Origin of the sequence: Selenomonas bovis DSM 23594, assembly GCF_000381005.1 — a bacterium.
Taxonomy (GTDB): domain Bacteria; phylum Bacillota; class Negativicutes; order Selenomonadales; family Selenomonadaceae; genus Selenomonas_C; species Selenomonas_C bovis.
In genome coordinates this window covers 13931-31760 of sequence record NZ_KB908403.1, presented here as the reverse complement: position 1 = coordinate 31760, position 17830 = coordinate 13931, and the positions used below count along the sequence as shown (strand labels likewise).

The 17830-nt window shown below is 61.3% G+C and carries 12 protein-coding genes and 1 riboswitch; of the genes, 5 read left to right on the top strand and 7 right to left on the bottom strand.

Going from position 1 to position 17830, the window contains the following annotated elements:
- The first annotated feature begins 410 nt into the window (after nucleotides 1-410).
- Nucleotides 411-2837 (top strand): DNA gyrase subunit A, encoded by a 2427-nt coding sequence (gene gyrA / locus F599_RS0110270; protein ID WP_019543445.1) that lies wholly within the window; start codon nucleotides 411-413, stop codon nucleotides 2835-2837.
- A 134-nt stretch (nucleotides 2838-2971) separates the two neighbouring features.
- Here the strand turns inward: gyrA and F599_RS0110265 are convergent, their stop codons facing one another.
- From F599_RS0110265 to F599_RS0110245, 5 genes are all read right to left on the bottom strand, one after another.
- A complete protein-coding gene (locus F599_RS0110265; RefSeq protein ID WP_019543444.1) occupies nucleotides 2972-4117 on the bottom strand; it encodes an iron-containing alcohol dehydrogenase in 1146 nt (381 codons plus the stop codon).
- A 280-nt stretch (nucleotides 4118-4397) separates the two neighbouring features.
- Nucleotides 4398-5936, bottom strand: a complete 1539-nt coding sequence (locus F599_RS0110260; RefSeq protein ID WP_019543443.1) for an APC family permease — start codon at nucleotides 5934-5936, stop codon at nucleotides 4398-4400.
- Between the two features lie 5 nt (nucleotides 5937-5941).
- Nucleotides 5942-6706, bottom strand: coding sequence for a cytidylate kinase-like family protein (locus F599_RS0110255; protein ID WP_019543442.1), 765 nt, complete (start codon nucleotides 6704-6706; stop codon nucleotides 5942-5944).
- Nucleotides 6707-6958: 252 nt separating this feature from the next.
- Nucleotides 6959-8176: an aspartate aminotransferase family protein gene (locus tag F599_RS0110250; RefSeq protein WP_019543441.1), complete on the bottom strand. Its 1218-nt coding sequence runs from the start codon at nucleotides 8174-8176 to the stop codon at nucleotides 6959-6961.
- A 344-nt stretch (nucleotides 8177-8520) separates the two neighbouring features.
- Nucleotides 8521-9075, bottom strand: a complete 555-nt coding sequence (locus F599_RS0110245) for a helix-turn-helix domain-containing protein (RefSeq protein WP_019543440.1) — start codon at nucleotides 9073-9075, stop codon at nucleotides 8521-8523.
- A 720-nt stretch (nucleotides 9076-9795) separates the two neighbouring features.
- Between F599_RS0110245 and F599_RS0110235 the strand changes: the two genes are divergently transcribed.
- From F599_RS0110235 to F599_RS14130, 3 genes are all read left to right on the top strand, one after another.
- Entirely contained in the window at nucleotides 9796-10965 is a 1170-nt protein-coding gene (locus F599_RS0110235; protein WP_019543439.1) for a type III PLP-dependent enzyme, read from the top strand.
- Between the two features lie 222 nt (nucleotides 10966-11187).
- Nucleotides 11188-11424, top strand: coding sequence for a hypothetical protein (locus F599_RS15605; RefSeq protein WP_169337824.1), 237 nt, complete (start codon nucleotides 11188-11190; stop codon nucleotides 11422-11424).
- A 174-nt stretch (nucleotides 11425-11598) separates the two neighbouring features.
- Entirely contained in the window at nucleotides 11599-13797 is a 2199-nt protein-coding gene (locus F599_RS14130) for a putative bifunctional diguanylate cyclase/phosphodiesterase (RefSeq protein WP_019543437.1), read from the top strand.
- A gap of 101 nt (nucleotides 13798-13898) precedes the next feature.
- Here F599_RS14130 and F599_RS0110220 read toward each other — a convergent pair whose 3' ends face one another.
- Both F599_RS0110220 and F599_RS0110215 read right to left on the bottom strand, forming a co-directional pair.
- Complete coding sequence (locus F599_RS0110220) at nucleotides 13899-15071, bottom strand: phosphoribosylaminoimidazolecarboxamide formyltransferase (protein WP_019543436.1); 1173 nt, start codon at nucleotides 15069-15071, stop codon at nucleotides 13899-13901.
- Between the two features lie 101 nt (nucleotides 15072-15172).
- A riboswitch (ZMP/ZTP riboswitch) is annotated at nucleotides 15173-15282 on the bottom strand.
- A gap of 132 nt (nucleotides 15283-15414) precedes the next feature.
- Nucleotides 15415-16356, bottom strand: a complete 942-nt coding sequence (locus F599_RS0110215) for an RpnC/YadD family protein (RefSeq protein ID WP_019543435.1) — start codon at nucleotides 16354-16356, stop codon at nucleotides 15415-15417.
- A gap of 326 nt (nucleotides 16357-16682) precedes the next feature.
- Here F599_RS0110215 and pfkA point away from each other — a divergent pair, with 326 nt between their 5' ends.
- On the top strand, nucleotides 16683-17645 hold the full coding sequence (gene pfkA / locus F599_RS0110210) for a 6-phosphofructokinase (RefSeq protein ID WP_019543434.1): 963 nt from the start codon (nucleotides 16683-16685) through the stop codon (nucleotides 17643-17645).
- Nucleotides 17646-17830 lie beyond the last annotated feature (185 nt).

Genomic DNA, 17830 nt, shown 5'->3' with positions numbered 1-17830 from the left:
CTATGTAAATCCCCAAGAGCGCAAGCCGCAGGCGCAGCGTGATTGGCTGGACTTACTGTAAGGGCGATGCACCATGTCCACGAAGTGGCCGTTTGTGCATGTAGCTTTGTTGTTTCTGGAGTCTCTGCTGCGTGCCGGCTGGTGCCGTCATTTTTGCGTTTTTACTGAGGAAATGATATAATAGAGTGCTGGATTTACTGTAAGGGCGATACACAATGTCCACGAAGTGGCCGTTTGTGCATGTAGCTTTGTATAGATTCGCCTTCGGGCGGTTATTTTCGGGGAAGCGCGATCTTTCCGGTGCCATCTGTCTGGGTGCGGTTCTGGCCGTACTGCGGGATTGGCGCAGCTGCGTGGAGAGATGATGTCTTTCGGCAGCGCTTCTTTCCTAATGAGTTTGAGGTGAGATTGTGGATTTTGGTCAAGGCAAGATCGTGCCGGTGAATCTCGAGCACGAGATGAAGAACTCGTACATCGACTACGCGATGAGCGTCATCGTGGCGCGCGCGCTGCCGGATGTGCGCGACGGTCTGAAGCCGGTGCACCGCCGCATCCTCTATGCGATGCAGGAGGCGGGCATGGGCTCGACGAAGCCCTACAAGAAGTCGGCGCGTATCGTCGGCGAGGTTCTCGGTAAGTATCATCCGCATGGCGACAGCTCGGTCTACGACGCGATCGTGCGTATGGCGCAGGATTTCTCCATGCGCTATATGCTCGCGGACGGGCACGGCAACTTCGGTTCGGTCGACGGCGATCCGGCGGCCGCGATGCGCTATACCGAGGTGCGCATGTCGAAGATCGCGGAGCTCATGCTGCAGGACATCGACAAGGAGACGGTGGACTTCGTCCCGAACTACGACGAGTCGCTGAAGGAGCCGTCGGTGCTGCCGGCGAAGTTCCCGCAGCTGCTCGTGAACGGCACGAGCGGCATCGCGGTCGGTATGGCGACGAACATCCCGCCGCACAACATGGGCGAGGTCATCGACGGCACGCTCATGCTCATCGACCACCCGGAGGCGACGGTCGAGGATCTCATGCAGGTCATCAAAGGGCCGGACTTCCCGACGGCGGGTCTCATCCTCGGCAGCGAGGGCATCAAGAGCGCCTACACGACGGGACGCGGCGTCATCAAGATGCGCGCGAACGCCCGCATCGAGACGCTCTCGAACGGCAAGCCGCGCATCATCGTGACGGAGCTGCCGTACCAGGTGAATAAGGCAAAGCTCGTCGAGAGCATCGCGCAGCTCGTGCGCGACAAGGAGATCGAGGGCATCACGGCGCTCAACGATGAGTCGGACCGCAGCGGCATGCGCATCGTCATCGACCTGCGCCGCGACGCGAACGCGAACGTCATCCTCAACCAGCTCTACAAGCATACGAAGCTGCAGGACAGCTTCGGCGTCATCATGCTCGCTCTCGTCGACGGCAAGCCGCAGGTGCTGAACCTCAAGCAGGTGCTCCATTACTACATCAAGCACCAGGAGGACGTCATCACCAGGAGGACGCGCTACGAACTCAAGAAAGCAGAGGCGCGCGCCCATATCCTCGAAGGTCTCACGATCGCGCTCGACCATCTCGACGCGGTCATCACGACCATCCGCGAGAGCCGCACGGCTGAGATCGCGAAGACGGCGCTCATGGAGGGCTTCAAGCTCAGCGACAAGCAGGCGCAGGCCATCCTCGACCTCCGTCTGCAGCGCCTCACCGGCCTCGAGCGCGAGAAGATCGAGCAGGAGTATCAGGAAACTCTCGCTGCCATCGAGGAGTACAAGGCCATCCTCGCGGACGAGTCGCGCATCCTCGGCATCATCAAGGATGAGCTCACCGAGGTCAAGAAGAAATTCGGCGACGCGCGCCGCACGAAGCTCACGATCGACACGAGCGAGATCAACGTCGAGGACCTCATCGCCGAGGAGGACGTCGTGATCACGCTCACGCACAACAACTACATCAAGCGCATCCCGCTCGATACGTACCGCCGCCAGAACCGCGGCGGCAAGGGCGTCAAGGGCATGCCGACGAAGGAGAAGGATTTCGTCGAGGACATGCTGATTACGACGACGCACCACACGATCCTCTTCTTCACGAACCGCGGCCGCGTCTACCATCTCAAGGCGTACGAGATCGCCGAGGCGAGCCGCACGGCGAAGGGAACGGCCATCATCAACCTGCTGCAGCTGCAGCAGGGCGAGAGCATCCGGGCCATCATCCAGGTCAAGGAGTTCAACCCGGACGACTATCTCTTCATGGCGACGAAGAAGGGCATCGTGAAGAAGACGAGCATCATTGAGTTCCAGAACCTGCACAAGGGCGGACTCAACGCCATCAACCTCGATGAGGACGACGACCTCATCGGCGTCAAGTTCACGAGCGGCGCGCACGATGTCATCCTCGGCACGAAATGGGGCATGGCCATCGCCTTCAGCGAGGACGATGTGCGCGCGATGGGCCGTCCGGCGCACGGCGTGAAGGGCATCCGCCTCAACGACGGCGACGAGGTCATCGGCATGGACACGCTCAAGCAGAACGCCGAGGTGCTCACGGTCACGGCCGAGGGCTACGGCAAGCGCACGGAGACGGGCGAGTACCGCCTGCAGACGCGCGGCGGCAAGGGCCTCATCAACCTCAAGGTCACGGAGAAGACGGGCGACGTCATCGGCCTGCGCGTCGTGCATCCTGACCAGGAGCTCATGCTCATCACGGCGGGCGGCATCGTCATCCGCACGAACATCAGCGACATCAGCGTCATCAGCCGCAACACGCAGGGCGTCAAGCTCATGGATACGGCAGACGGCGACGTCGTCGCCTCGATGGCCATCCTCGATCAGAAGGACTGAGCCGCGGGACGATGAAAAAGGCACTTCCTGCCATCGTAAGATGGCGGGAAGTGCCTTTTCTTTCGCACGGTCGTGCTTTTTCCCGTAAGGGGAAGGCACAATATCCGCGAAGTAGAGGCTTGTGCATGTAACTTTCAGAATGCTTTCTCGTAGAGGTCGAGCACGTCGCTCTTTTTCGTGGCGCGCGGGTTGACGGCGATGTTGCCGCTCTTCATGGCGTCGTCGGCCATGGCGTCGAATTTGTCTTTGGTGACGCCCGCCTCGCTGAGGCTCGCGGGGATGCCGAAGCTGGCGTTGAGTTCCTTGAGGACGGCGACGAGGTCGATGGGCTCGAAGTCCTCGCCCGCGGTGGTTTCGGCGACGTAGTTGTAGATTTTCTTGTATTTGCCGTTGTCGGCGAGGGCGTTGAACTCCATGATGGTCGGCAGGAGGATGGCGTTGGCGACGCCGTGCGGGACGTCGAAGTAGGCGCTGACGGGGTGGCTCATGGCGTGGACGTCGCCGAGGCGCGCCCAGGAGAAGGCGATGCCGGCGAAGAGGGAGCCGGTGAGCATGGCCTGTGCAGCGTCGATGTCGGTACGGTTCGCGACGTAGCGGCGGATGTTTTTGCCGATGAGCTCGAGGGCCTTTTCCGCCATGGCGTCGGAGAACGGGGAGGCCGCGCGCGAGATGTAGGACTCGATGGCATGGACCATGGCGTCGATGCCGCAGGCGGCGGCGACGCCCGCGGGCGCGGTCGTGAGGAAGTCGGGATCGAGGATGGCGTAGCTCGGGATGAGCTTGTAGCTGAAGACGGTGAGCTTGTAGTTCCTCGCGTGGTCGGTGATGACGGAGAAGGCGGTGACCTCAGAGCCGGTGCCCGCGGTGGTCGGGATGGCGATGAGGGGGATGATGTCGCCGGGGACTTTGTCGGCGCCTTCGTAGTCGGTGACGCTGCCGCCGTATTTCGCGACGACGGCGACGGCTTTGGCGACGTCCATCGGGGAGCCGCCGCCGAAGGCGACGATGAAGTCGGCGCCGCTTTCCTTGAAGGCTTTGGCGGCTTTGTCAACGGTGGCGACGGAGGGGTTGCCCTCGGTCTCGCTGAAGGCGTCGGAGGGGATGCCTTTCGCGGCGAGGAGGTCGGCGCAGTGCTGGACGTGGCCCATTTTCGTGAGGTGCGGGCCGGAGATGATGAAGGCGTGGGTGCCGCCGAGTTTCTTGGCGGCGTCACCGAGCTTTTCCGCCGTGCCGCGGCCGACGAGGATGTCCTGGGGGATGGAGAAGCGGAATTCGTTCATGGGTGGTCTTCCTTTCGTGGGCTGTTTTGATGAAATGAAGTTGATGCCGTGAAAGCATCGCTACGCTCGGCGGAAGAGGTGCTCTACCGCGAATCATGTTTTTGGCACAGTCTTCCGCCGTGCAATACCTCTTCCACCGCTACGCGGTCCCCCTCCCGGGGCTGCCACTGGCAGCCCGCGCTGACGCGCCCCCTGAGGAGAAGGTATGGTTTTAGCCATTCAACGGTAAGAGGCAAAAACCTTGCACGAATCAGTGGTTCCTTAGGGAACTGCTCGTTCGTCAGGCTGTGGTCAGGCGGCGCTCGGCGAGGATCTTGTTGATGGCGTCGTCGATGGCGCGGTCGAGGGCCACGGAGATTTCTTCGTCGCTCGACTGGAGGGCGGCGGCGTCTTCGTCGGAGATGATGTCGATGAGGAGGCCGAAGCGTTCTTGGTATTTATTTTTGCAGGCGATGGCGAAGATGATGCCGAGGAGTGTCCAGCCGCCTGCCATGCACCATTCCTGCCAGACGAGGGTGGAGCCGGAGTTCGGGATGGCGTAGAGGGCGACCATGAGGCCGGACATGAGGACGGCGAGGGTGCCGACGATCTTGTAGTGGCTGACCTTGAAGGGGCGCGGGAGGTCGGGTTCCTTTTTCCTCAGGATGAGGAAGGAGAGGGCGACCATGCAGTAGGCGAGGCAGCAGCCGAAGTTGCCGGCATCGACGATCCAGACGAGCATCTTGCGGCCGGCGAGCGGCGCGATGATGGAGAGGAAGCCGATGAGGTAGAGGGCGTTGATGGGCGTCTTGTATTTCGGATGGAGCTTCGCGAAGAAGCGCGGCACCATGTAGGATTCCGCCATGGAGTAGAGGGCGCGGCTGCCGCCCATGAGGAAGGAGTTCCAGCTCGTGACGATGCCGCACATGCCGCCGATGATGATGACTTTCGCCATGGTGGCGGAGGAGAGGGCTTTGGCCATGGCGTCTGCCGTGACGAGGCCGGTGCCGCTCTCGGCGGCGAGGATCTCGCTGCCCGTGAGGACGAGGCCGACGGCGATGATGACGAGGGCGTAGAAGAGGACGGCGCAGACGACGGAGAGGATGAGGATCTTGCCGATTTTCTTGAGCGGTACGTTGATTTCCTCCGCGGCCTGCGGGATGACGTCGAAGCCGATGAAGTAGAAGGGCGTCGTGACGGCGACGGCGAGGACGGCTTTGAGCGTCGTCGTCGAGTCGCCGGGGAGGAAGGCCTGCGGCTCGAGGGTGGAGACGCTGCCTGTGAGGGCGGAGACGACGACGAGCAGGATGCCCGCCGCGCCGATGATGAGGGTGAGGATGGTCTGGAGTTTCGCCGCTGCCTTGACGCCGCGGATGTTGATGTAGGTCATGAGGATGCTCATGCCGATGGCGACGGCGAGCCAGGAGGCGTAGACTTTGAAGCCTGCGACGGTGTAGAGGTAGCCCTGCAGGAAGTCGGGGAAGATGTAGGTGACGATGGTCGGCAGGGCGCACGCCTCAAAGCAGACGACGCTCGCATAGCCGAGGACGATGGCCCAGGTGCAGATGAAAGAGCCGATGGGTCCCATGGCGCGGTGGCTGAAGACGTGCTCGCCGCCGCACTGCGGCATGGCGCTCGTGAGCTCGGCGTAGGTGAGACCGACGAAGAAGATCATGACGCCGCCGATGAGGAAGCCGATGGCTGCGCCGAGGACGCCGCCGTCCTGGATCCAGGTGCCGGTCGAGACGACCCAGCCCCAGCCGATCATGGCGCCGAAGGCGATGACGAGGATGTCCCACGCGCCGAGCACGCGGTCAAAGGAGGATGTTTTCTGTTCCATGGTGTTCACGCTCCCATCTCAGCGGAAAGTACGGGCGGTTTCGTGGGCGCCTCGGCGGTCGCAGCGGCTTTTTCGCGCGCTATCTCTCCGGAGTCTGCCGGAGAGGAGGGCGCTTTTGGCACCGGGGTTTTCTCGATGTCCGCGGCGCCGGTGATGCCGAAGCGCTCGGCTGCGACTTCCTCGATGAGCTTCGCCGTGCGGTCGATGCCGAGCAGGGAGGAGTCGATGAGGAGGTGGCGGTTGTGGCGGTCGCCGCGGTAGGTGCCGGTGACTTGCTTGTAGCGCGCATGGAGATCCTCGTCGCTTTTTTTGATGAGGAGCTCGGCCTCGGCTTTCTTGAGGTTGTGCTCTTTCATGACGGCGTTGAGGCGCACCGCGTCAGGCGCGTAGATGAAGACGTTGAGGCATTTCTCGCGGTGGCGCAGGATGTGGTCGGCGCAGCGGCCGACGAAGACGCACGAGCCGCGGGCGGCGAGGCGGCGCACCGTCTCGCGCTGGAGGAAGACGACGCGGTCCGTGAGGTTGTGGTATTTGATGGCGCCGAGTTTCTTGGGATTCACATCGAGGTCGCGGCCGCGGATTTCCTTGGCGTTTTCCGCTTTGTCGAGGAGGTCTTTGGAGAAGCCCGCTTCCTCGATGATGTCGTCGATGAGGTCGCGGTCGTAGCAGGGGATGCCGTAGTCAGAGGCGATCTTCTGCGCGAGTGCGGGGCCGCCGCAGCCGTATTCGCAGCCGACGGTGATGATGACTTTTTTCTTTTCGCGTTCCATATAAGTTCATCTCTCTTTCGAGGTGATTGTATCCATGTATACATGAGTGCTAAAAAAAGCTGTTGCGGAAGCACCGGCAGGGTACTTCCGCAGCAGCTTCTTTGCTGAAAGAAATGCGATATGATGTTTGGGAAGGGCAGATCGATGTGTGCCATTCCTTTTATAAGCAGTGGTTTCCCAGGGCTCTGCTTCGTCTCGTTGTTCGTGTATTGCTTTGATGTTTGCTTTGATGTTTGCTTTGCCCGCTGCCGTTTACTTGCTGAGGCTCTCGACCGTTTCCTTGATGATGGCGACGGCCTTGTCGCAGTCCGCCTCGGTGATGATGAGGGGCGGGATGAGGCGGATGATGTGCTTGCCGATGGCCGTGATGAGCAGGTGACGGTCGAAGCAGCCGTGCTTGACGTCGACGCCGGAGATCGTGTCGTCGAACTCGCAGCCGACGAGCAGGCCCTGGCCGCGGACTTCCTTGACGTGCGGGAGCTCGGCGAGCTTCTTCTTGAGGTATTCGCCGACCTTCGCCGCGTTGCCCGCGAGATCGCGGTCGAGCAGCTCGTTGACCTCGGCGAGCGCTGCGGCGCAGCAGACCGGATGGCCGCCGAACGTCGTGCCGTGGGAGCCCATCGTGAAGGCCTTCGCGACTTCCTCGCGGGCGCAGATGGCGCCGATCGGCATGCCGCCGCCGAGGGCCTTCGCCATGGAGACGATGTCCGGCTTGATGCCGTAGTGCATGAAGCTCATGACCTTGCCCGTGCGGCACCAGCCCGTCTGCACCTCGTCGATGAGGAGGAGCATGCCGTTCTCATCGCAGAACTTGCGGAGGCCGACCATGAATTCCTTCGTCGCGGGATGGACGCCGCCCTCGCCCTGCACCGGCTCGAGCATGATGGCGATGGTGTTCTCTGTGCAGGCGTCCTTGAAGGCCTCGAGGTCGTTGTAAGGCGCGTAGGAGAAGCCGTACGTCATCGGGCCGAAGCCGACCTGGCAGGCGTTGCCCGGCTGGCCCGTCGCGCTCATGGCGCCGAACGTACGGCCGTGGAAGCCCATTTTCGCGGTGACGATGTGGTATTTGTTCGGGCCGTAGTGCTCGATGCCGTATTTGCGCGCCATCTTGATCATGGCCTCGTTGGCCTCGGTGCCTGTGCTCTGGAAGAAGATCTTGTCCATGCCGATGGTCGTGCAGACCTTCTCGGCGAGCAGTGCCTGCGGGATCGTGTACGGATAGTTGAACGTCTGCATGATGTCAGCGCACTGATCCTGGACGGCCTTGACGACTTTCTCGTTGCAGTTGCCGGCGCTGTTGACGGCGATGCCTGCGTAGAAGTCGAGGTACGGCGTGCCGTTCTCGTCGTACATGTACTGATCCTTCGCTGTCTCGGCGAGGAAGTCGAAACGCTCGTACGTCTCGATCATGTACTTCTTTACCTTTGCCTTGATGTCTGCGGCTGTGAGTCCCGTGTCCTTGAGTTTCATGATTGGTTCCTCCCCATCGAAAATTCCTGTGTGCATGATTGGATGAAGGATGCTGATGAAAACAAAAAAGCGCCAGCGAACATCGTCTGATGTTCCGCTGACGTCTTTGTCATCGGTATCTTTGCTCTTGAGCTGTGTTCAATATATCACACAGGAGAAGCCTCGTCAAGCAATTTTTTGTAACTCTGTAAAATTTTCTTGGAGGGCGCGGCGGCGGGGATCATGGCGCTGCGCCCGCGTCTGCCGGTGTGCTTTATAATGGACGGCGGAGACGAAACGCGAGGCGGCGGCGGCGTACCGCTACTGGGGAAGCGCTGCCTCGCGAGGCGGGCATCCCCAGCCGCTCAGCAGACGACGAAGAATGAGGTGAAGCTGATCGGGTGATGCGTGAGGTTGCGGTAGATATGCTCCTCCTCCGAGGAGAAGCGAAAGGCCTGGCCCTCCTTGATGGTGCGGCGCTCGCCGCCCGCGATCTCGAGCGAGAGCTCGCCGTGCAGCAGGAAGACGTATTCCTTCGTGCGCTCGCCGTGACCGCCGCTCCAGTAGGTGCCGCCGGGGGCGATGTCGATGCGGTAGATCTCGACGACGCGGTTGTCCGCGATGGGAAAGCAGGTCCAGACGCGGTACTCGCCGGGCACGTCCTTCGTCGGCGCGAGGCTGTCGACATTGACGAGATACGCGTCCTGCGTCGGCGCCTGCGTGAGATCCGCAAGCTCCACGCGCAGGCCGCTCATGATCTTGCCGAGGACGCCGATGGATGGGTTGGCGTGCCCCTTTTCGATGGTCGCGAGCATGCTCTTGCTCACGCCGGTCTGCTCCGCGACGACGTCGAGGCTCATGCCCTTGGCCTTGCGGATGCGGTTGAGATTGATGGCGATATTGTGTGACAGGTAGTCCATAGTGCTCCCCTCCCGATGATGACGAGATGGGCCGCTGAGGGCATCAGCGGCCCGGGTAGAGCCGCCGCAGCGGGCGGCTCCCGGATAGCTCAAGAGCAACTAAAGGGCATCCTATACTTGCCCTCCATCATACGTCATCAGAGGAAAAATGTCCAGCGGGAAAGAAAGGCGCACAATGGAACGTTGACAAAAGAAATTTGGAAATGATATAATATGTGTGGAAGAAAAATTGGACAGTTCCATTAGGAACGACGAATCCCCACGGTGGTCAGACCGTGGGGATTCTGCTTTTTATAGAGAGCTAACTCTTAGGCTGGTTGCTCATCATCTGCCGTTCAGCCATTTGCAAATGTAGAAGCTGACGACACCTGCCATAACGGAGATGAAAAAATTGGACAAAACCTCCATCAGAAACGCCTCCTCCCCGTTGCGGTTTGGAAGGAGCAACGTAAAAAGTATAACAGATCACAGGGGACTTCTCAATGGATTGACAGGCGCTATCGCTCTTGCTATCTTGCTGAGAAATTTCGGAATCACGCATCCCTTGCGCGAATTTCCACTGACAGAGGATTTTTTCTTGTAATAGGGAGACAACTGTATTACAATAGGCGGGAGAGCGGCTCCCCGGCTCATGTGGAGCGGAGCCGCCGGCAAGATCGCCGATGCATCAGCGGTCTTGCCGCGTTGTGATTCTATGTCATCCACAGGAAGGGTTGTGTTATGCGAAGCTTTAACCTCAGTGAAAACGAAATGAACGAACTCTGCCGCCGTCACGAGACGCCGTTTCTCGTCGTGAGCGCGGCGAAGGTGGAGGAGAACTACCGGTTCCTCCGTGCGCATCTGCCCCACGCGGGCGTCTACTACGCGATGAAGGCGAATCCCGCGCCTGCTATTCTGCGCCGTCTCGCGGCGCTCGGCTCGAAATTCGACGTGGCGTCGGCGGGGGAGATCGAGGCGCTCGCGCGCGAGGGCGTCGCGGGCGACCGCATGATCTATGCGAATCCCGTGAAGGACGCGCGCGGCCTGCGCGCGGCGGCGAAGTATGGCGTGCGGCGCATGACGTTCGACGACGCGAGTGAGATCGGCAAGATCGCGCAGGCGGTGCCGGGCGCCTCTGTGCTTGTGCGCATCGCCGTGCACAACAGCCGCGCGCTCGTCGACCTCAACACGAAGTTCGGCGCGCGCCCGGAGGACGCGCTGCCGCTGCTCCTCGCGGCGAAACGCGCGGGACTGCGGCCCGTGGGCATCTGCTTCCACGTCGGCAGCCAGTCGCTGAGCGTCGCGGCGTATGAGGAAGCGCTCCTCTTCGTTCATGGTCTTTTCGCTGAGGCGAAAGCCGCAGGGCTCACGCTCACGGATCTCGACATCGGCGGCGGCTTCCCCGTGCCGGACGCCGCAGGGCTCGCCGTCGATGTGGCCGCGATGCTCACGGCCATCGACCGCCAAATCGTGCGGCTTTTCCCCGAGACCGCCGTCTACTGCGAGCCGGGCCGCTTCCTGCCCGGCACGGCGGTGAACCTCGTCGCCTCCGTCATCGGCACGAAGGATCGCGCGGGCCATCCCTGGTACATCCTCGACGAGGGCATCTACGGCGCGTTCTCGGGGATGATGTACGACCATTGGCATTACCCGCTGCATACGTTCGGCCGCGGCGAGCGGGTGCGCGCGACATTCGCGGGCCCGTCCTGCGACGGCATCGACGTGCTCTACGAGGACTTTTTGACGCCGCGGCTCACGGTCGGCGACCACGTCCTCGCGACCGATATCGGCGCCTATACCACGGTCTCAGCGACGCAGTTCAACGGCTTCGCCCTCGCGCCGACGTATACGTATGAGGAGGAATTCCCCGCGGCGCGGGCGGAGACGGAGCAGCGCGCGGCGGCGCGGTGATGTGAAGATTGTTATGCAAAGTGCGCAAATTTGATACAATCTCTTCCTGTTAGTCTGAAAGGCAAAGGAAGCCCGTAAGCAAAGCATGGCTGTCGTGAGGCAGCAGCGATTGAGGCCCTTGGCACAATGGTGTGCTGAGGGTCTCTTTGTCTTTTGCGGGCGGTTGTTTGAGGCATTCAGCGGTGCCTTGCAAGGCGCTGCTGGCAGCTGCCGGGTGCGGGTTTGTCAAAGCGTGCGATGCCTGCGGAGCGCGCGCACGCTGCACATCGAGGACACCTACGTCTCGCGCCGGGGAAGGACGCGAGCTTCCTCGTGCTCGACGCGCCGTTGCCGTTCGAGGCGATCCGCCAGCGCGCGGGCGTGCTGCGGCTCCGTGCGCCGCGGCGAGGAGCTCTTCACCCGCGTCCCGGCGCAGACGCGGAGCAAGTACGACCTGCTCGCCTGAGCAGGAGGGCATAAAGAGGGGCTGCCGCACGCGTGTCATTCACGTGTGCAGCAGCTCCTCTTTCACAGCTATTTCTTTTCGTAAATTTGCTGCAAAATCATAAAGGAAAGCAGGATTTTCCCGTTTTATCGCTAATATTCATAGTAAGAAGTGAGACCCAGCGGCGGGCGCGGACGGGAGGGATTTGCATGGAACGAGAGACGGGCAGAAAATTATCGCTGCCGCTCGCTTTTTGCCAGGAACGGCGCGATGAGCTCACGGGGCTCTCGACGATGACGGCGTTCATGGAGCAGGCGGGCAAGGAGATCCAGGCGGGGGGAGCGGCATTCCTCTATTTCAATATGGAGAATTTCCGCCTCGTCAACCAGCGCTATGGCTTCCAGGCGGGGAACCAGCTGCTCATCCATATCGCGCAGGTACTCAGTGATATCTTCGGCGCGGTGCCGATGGCGCGTCTCAACGACGACCGGTTCGTCGTGATGACGCGTGCCGCGCATGTCGCGCTCGAGGTCGAGCGCGCGCGGACAGCCATTTACGAGGCGGAGCCGCGCCTCTCGCTCGTCGTCAAGGTGGGCGTCTATGAGCCGGAGGCAGGTGTCGAGGATATCGCGCTCATCCTCGACCGCGCGAAGCTTGCCTGCGACAGCATCAAGGGCATGTACGATCGCGATATCGCCTGGTTCGATCCCTCGATGGAGGAGGCGCTGAACCTCAGGACGTATCTCGTGACACATTTCTACGAGGCGCTCGAGAAGGGCTGGATCGAGGTGTATTACCAGCCGGAGGTGCGCGCGCTCACGCGGGAGATTTGCGGATTCGAGGCGCTCGCGCGCTGGCGCGATCCCGAGCGGGGGCTCATCTCACCGGGCGTGTTCGTGCCCGTGCTCGAGGATGCGCATCTCATTGACCGGCTCGATCTCTATGTGCTGCAGCGCGTCTGCGAGGATCTGCAGCACATCCGCAGGGAGGGGCTGGATGTCACGCATATCTCGGTGAATCTCTCGCGCGTCGATTTCCAGCTCAACGATATGCTACAGGAGGTGGAGATCATCTGCCGCGCCCATGGCGTGCCGCGCGAGTTCCTGCACATCGAGATCACGGAGAGCGCGCTCAATGAGAACGATGCATTCCTCAAGCAGGAGATCGCCCGCCTGCGCGCGCAGGGGTTTGAGCTCTGGATGGACGATTTCGGCAGCGGCTATTCCTCGCTCAACAATCTGAAGGATTTCCAGTTCGACATGCTGAAGATCGATATGGCGTTCCTGCGTGATTTCGAGACGAAGCCGCAGTCGCGCGTGATTCTCTCGGCAGTCGTCGATATGGCGAAGAAGCTCGGCCTCCATACGCTCGCGGAGGGCGTGGAGACGGAGGAGCAGTACGCGTTCCTCAAGTCGATCGGCTGCGAGACGCTGCAGGGGTATCTCTTCAGCCCGCCCGTGCCGCTTGCGGAGATCCTGCCCATCCTGCGGCGCGAGGAGGGGCAGCTGCAGCTCGAGGATTTCCACGCGGCGGCGTTCTTCGACCAGGTCGGCGCGGTGAACGTGCTCTCGGCGCAGCCGCTCGTGCTGATGGAGGGGGAGCGGCCAGCGCCGCCGACAGCGCTCGGCATCTTCGAGACGCGCGCGGACGAGGGGCGCCTGCTCTACGGCAATGCGGAGCTCGATCGTCTGTGTCAGCTCGCGGGGTTCGACTCAGCGGCGACGGCGATCGCGACGTACAATCAGTGCACGGGGAATTTCTGTGAGTTCGGCACTGCGCGGTTCTGGGATCTCGTTGCGCGCTGCCAGCGGACGCGGCGTGTCGAGCATACGGAGAACGTGATGAACGGACGCATCTTTTCCATCGCCATGCGCTGCATCGGCTGGGACGAGGCGCAGGACCGCGCGGCGTTCGTCTACCAGCTCATCGACCTCTCGCAGTTCGACATCTGCCACCAGGAGAGTGCCGTCGAGGTCGCGACGCGCCACCTGCTGCAGATCTACACGCGCATCGATCTCTTCACGGCGGATGGAAAATTGGAGAATCTCTTCGTCGATACGACGCAGCAGCGCGTGATGGATCTCGACTCGCTTTCCGAGGAGAGCGTGCGCCGCTACGCGCAGATGTACATCGTGCCGGAGGATCGGGAGAGGTTCATCCGCTTCTACGATACGACGACGGTGCTCGCGCGTGCGCGCCACGCGCACAACGACCACGTGACGGCGATCTTCTACGTGCGCGACGAGAGCACGACGGAGGCACAGCCGCAGATGTTTATCATCGTTCCGTTCCGTCTGGAGGGAAAGTGGTGCTACCTCTCCTGCGTGCGGCGCATCGACAACTTCGACGCGACGGCGTCGAGCGTGCCGCCGTTCGTTGGGGGAGGCGGCAGAATCGGAAGAAAATAAGGAAAGCGAAAGGTGCCTGTCCGGTGGTTCGGACAGGCGCCTTTTTCATGTATCGGAATCCAGGGCGGGGCGGTGTCGGCTCAGCGTGGCCGGCGTGCGGCTCAGTGGTGGAACAGGCGAATGTGCGTCATCGCCATCGTCATGCCGTACTTGTCCGCCGTCTCGATGACGTTGTCATCGCGGATGGAGCCGCCGGTCTGGGCGACGTAGGAGACGCCGCTCTTGTGCGCGCGCTCGATGTTGTCGCCGAAGGGGAAGAAGGCGTCGGAGCCGAGGGAGACGCCGCCGACCTTTTCGAGCCAGGCGCGCTTTTCCTCCTCGGTGAAGACGGGCGGCTTCTCGGTGAAGACGCGCTTCCAGTCATCCGTCTCGAGGAGGTCGCGCCACTCGCTGCCGATGTAGACGTCGATGGCGTTGTCGCGGTCCGGGCGGCGCACGTCATCCTTGAACGGGAGGCCGAGGACCTGCGGGCTCTGGCGCAGGAACCAGCGGTCCGCCTTGTCGCCCGCGAGGCGCGTGCAGTGGACGCGGCTCTGCTGGCCGGCGCCGATGCCGATGGCCTGGCCGTCGTAGGCGTAGCAGACGGAGTTGCTCTGCGTGTACTTGAGCGTGATGGTCGCGATGAGGAGGTCGCGCTTCGCGGATTCCGGCAGGTCATGGTTCTTCGTCACGATGTCGTCGAAAATGTGTTCGTCAATCTTGACATCGTTGCGGCGCTGCTCGAACATCACGCCGAAGACCTGCTTCGTCTCGATGGGGGCGGGCTCGTAGGCGGGATCCATCTCGAGGATGACGTAGTTGCCCTTTTTCTTCGTCTTGAGGATCTCGAGCGCCTCCGGCTCGTAGCCCGGCGCGATGACGCCGTCGCTGACCTCGTGCTTCAGGATTTTCGCCGTCGCGACGTCGCAGACATCGCTGAGCGCGGAGAAGTCGCCGTAGGAGCTCATGCGGTCGGCGCCGCGCGCGCGCACGTAGGCCGTCGCGAGCGGCGTGAGCGGGAAGTCCGGCGCGAAGTACATCTCGCGCAGCGTTTCGCTGAGCGGCGCAGCGACGGCGGCGCCCGCCGGGCTCACGTGCTTGAACGAGGCCGCGGCGGGGAGGCCCGTCGCCTCCTTGAGTTCGCGCACGAGCTGCCAACTGTTCATGGCGTCGAGGAGGTTGATGTAGCCGGGACGGCCGTTCTTGACCGTGAACGGCAGGTCGCCGCTCTCCATGTAGACCTTGGCTGGCTTCTGGTTCGGATTGCAGCCGTACTTGAGTTCGAGTTCTTTCATATCCATGCTCCTTTTGTCTGAAATCTCCCCAGGGGCATCGCTCACGCGGAGTGCCCCATGAAATCGCGGCATTGCCAATAAAAAAGCCGACACGTCTTCCAGGCGTTTGCCCAGACGGTCGGCGATGGAAGACGTACTTCCTCTCTGCTGCTACGGCAGCATCATTGCACTCCCCTGTGGTACTCCACTTCCGTCAGTCGTGCAATGGAACAATTCTATTGTAGGGTGCGCGGCGCGGGGTGTCAAGGTGGGAGGCGGAATTTTCTCCTGCGGGAAAGACGAGCGTTCAGGCGCGCCCTCCGCAAAATAACGTTTGTGCGTTGCGCTTTGCGTGGATAGGGTATCATTCCGTCACGGGCAGATTGTTTTTCTTGGCAATCTCGATGATTCTCGCGGCGGGCCATTCGGCAATGCCAGCGATATCAGCGAGGCGCATGCCCTTTTTCAGCATCTGCAAGATAATATTCGTCTTTGTCTCCAGCGCAGCCTGCAGGCGTCCTTTTTTGATGCCCTGCTGCATGCCTTCTTGCATGCCTTCTTGCATGCCCTGCTCTTTGCCCTCTTGCCACCCAGCTTCCCGGGCTTCTTCTTTTGCCACCCTGAGGGCGGTATTCATATCGAATTTCATGCTGACCATGTCATACACCTCCGAATCGTGTGCTTTGAGAAAATCGTATAGGATATTGTTCGCCATGCAGTAGCGGATGGTGTCGCGGATAGCGGCATCGCGGGCGCGGCCGCTTGCGATGCGCGCTTCGACCTGGCCTACGAATTGGCTGTATTGGTGGAGTATCGGACAGTCTGGGAAGAGCGGGCTGTCGATGCCGTCGGTGATGTTGTAGATGTGAACGATGAGCTCGAGATCGCTGGAGGGCGTGGCAAACGCAGTGGACAGCCGCTCTTCTGAGACGGGCGGCAGGTCGTGTCTGCCGACGCAGAATACATAGAAATGCGGCGCGGGGAGTCTGGTAGTCGCCTGGCGGTAGAGCTTTTCCTGTGCCACGCTATGCTGATAGAGCTTCGCGAGATAGAAGAAAAGCCGCAGGGGCATATTGCCGTTCGGTGTGCTCTGTTCCTCCATGAGGATGATTTCTTCCTCGCCCAAGGTAAATGAGAGATCGTTGCGCATGATGTTGAAGAGGACGCCCTTGAGGGAATTTAAACGGATGGCGCGCCAGTCCGTGATGTTTGTTTTGCGGATCGCGTTGTAGAGGGAGAGCAAGGCTTTCTTGTCCTTGAAGATTGCTCGGAACATCGAGTCTTTGTAATTCCGTTTTGCTGCCATATGGATTCCTCCGTCATGTTGCGTTCAGGGAGGGGAACGATGTCCAGAACCTAGACATTGTGCGCTTCAGATGGTCTCGGTAGATGCCGCCGTCTCTGGCGATTTCTTACCTAAATTATACGGAGAATCCGGTGGAAAAGCAATCTGATTTTCTTCGGTTGGCCCTCGGCTGGGCGGTAGATGCGGCGGTGAGAATTTCGGCGGACGGGTGGAAATCTTTAGGGGAAAATGATATGATAGGGATTGGGTATGAATCAAGCAATCAAATGAGCGGCTTTGCCTTTTGACATAGCCCTGGCTCATCCATACACAAGGGGGATATAGACATGCTGAAAAGTATTGCAGTGATGACGAGCGGCGGTGACAGCCCTGGTATGAATGCCTGCGCGCGCGCTGTCGTGCGCACGGCGCTCTACGAGGGCGTCGAGGTCTGGGGCATCAACAACGGCTATCATGGACTCCTCGATGAGGATATGTTCAAGATGGAGCGCAAGGATGTCGGCGACATCATCCAGCGTGGCGGCACGTTCCTCGGCACGGCGCGCTGCAAGCGCTGGGAGAAGCCGGAGGGCCGCATGCAGGGCTACAAGAACCTCGTCGACCGCGGCATCCAGGGCCTCGTCGTCATCGGCGGCGACGGCAGTCTGCGCGGCGCGTCGCTGCTCTCGAAGGAGACGGGCATCCCCATCGTCGGCCTCCCCGGCACGATCGACAATGATGTCTGGGGCTCGGACTACACGATCGGCTGCGATACGGCGGCGAATACAATCATCGACGCGATCAACAAGCTGCGCGATACGGCATCGGCGCACCGCCGCTGCATCGTGCTCGAGGTCATGGGCCATCGCTGTGGCTGGCTCGCGATGACGGCGGGCATCGCCGGCGGTGCGGAGTATATCCTCGTGCCGGAGGAGGAGTACGATCTCGACGCCATCTGCGCGGATATGGCAAAGGCCTACAAGGCCGGCAAGCGCTATATCCTCGTCGTCGTGGCGGAGGGCGCTGGCTCCGGCCAGGAGATTGGCAAGTACATCGCGGAGCACACGAACATCGATACGCGCGTCTCGGTGCTGGGCCACATCCAGCGCGGCGGCTCGCCGACGGTCATCGACCGCGTGAAGGCCTCGCAGCTCGGTGAGCAGGCGGCGCTCGCTATCATCAGCGGCCTCTCCGATATCGTGTTCGGCTTCAACAAGGGCCATGTCGTCTCCATCAACCTGCACGATGCGGTCAATAATAAAAAGACGCTCGATCCTGAGTATGCGCATCTTGCGCGCGTGCTCTTCTGATTGTTGCACGTGAAACAAAACGGCGCGGCGGATTTTCATCTGCCGCGCCGTTTCTCTGTTTATGGCGGGGAGGAGATGCGAAGTCATTTGCGCTGCGTGCCTGCAGGTGATGCGCAGGGAGGAAAGCGCCGCTGGAATCTATATCCATACGTGCCGCTCTCGCGTGTGCAGGATGTGCGCAAGAC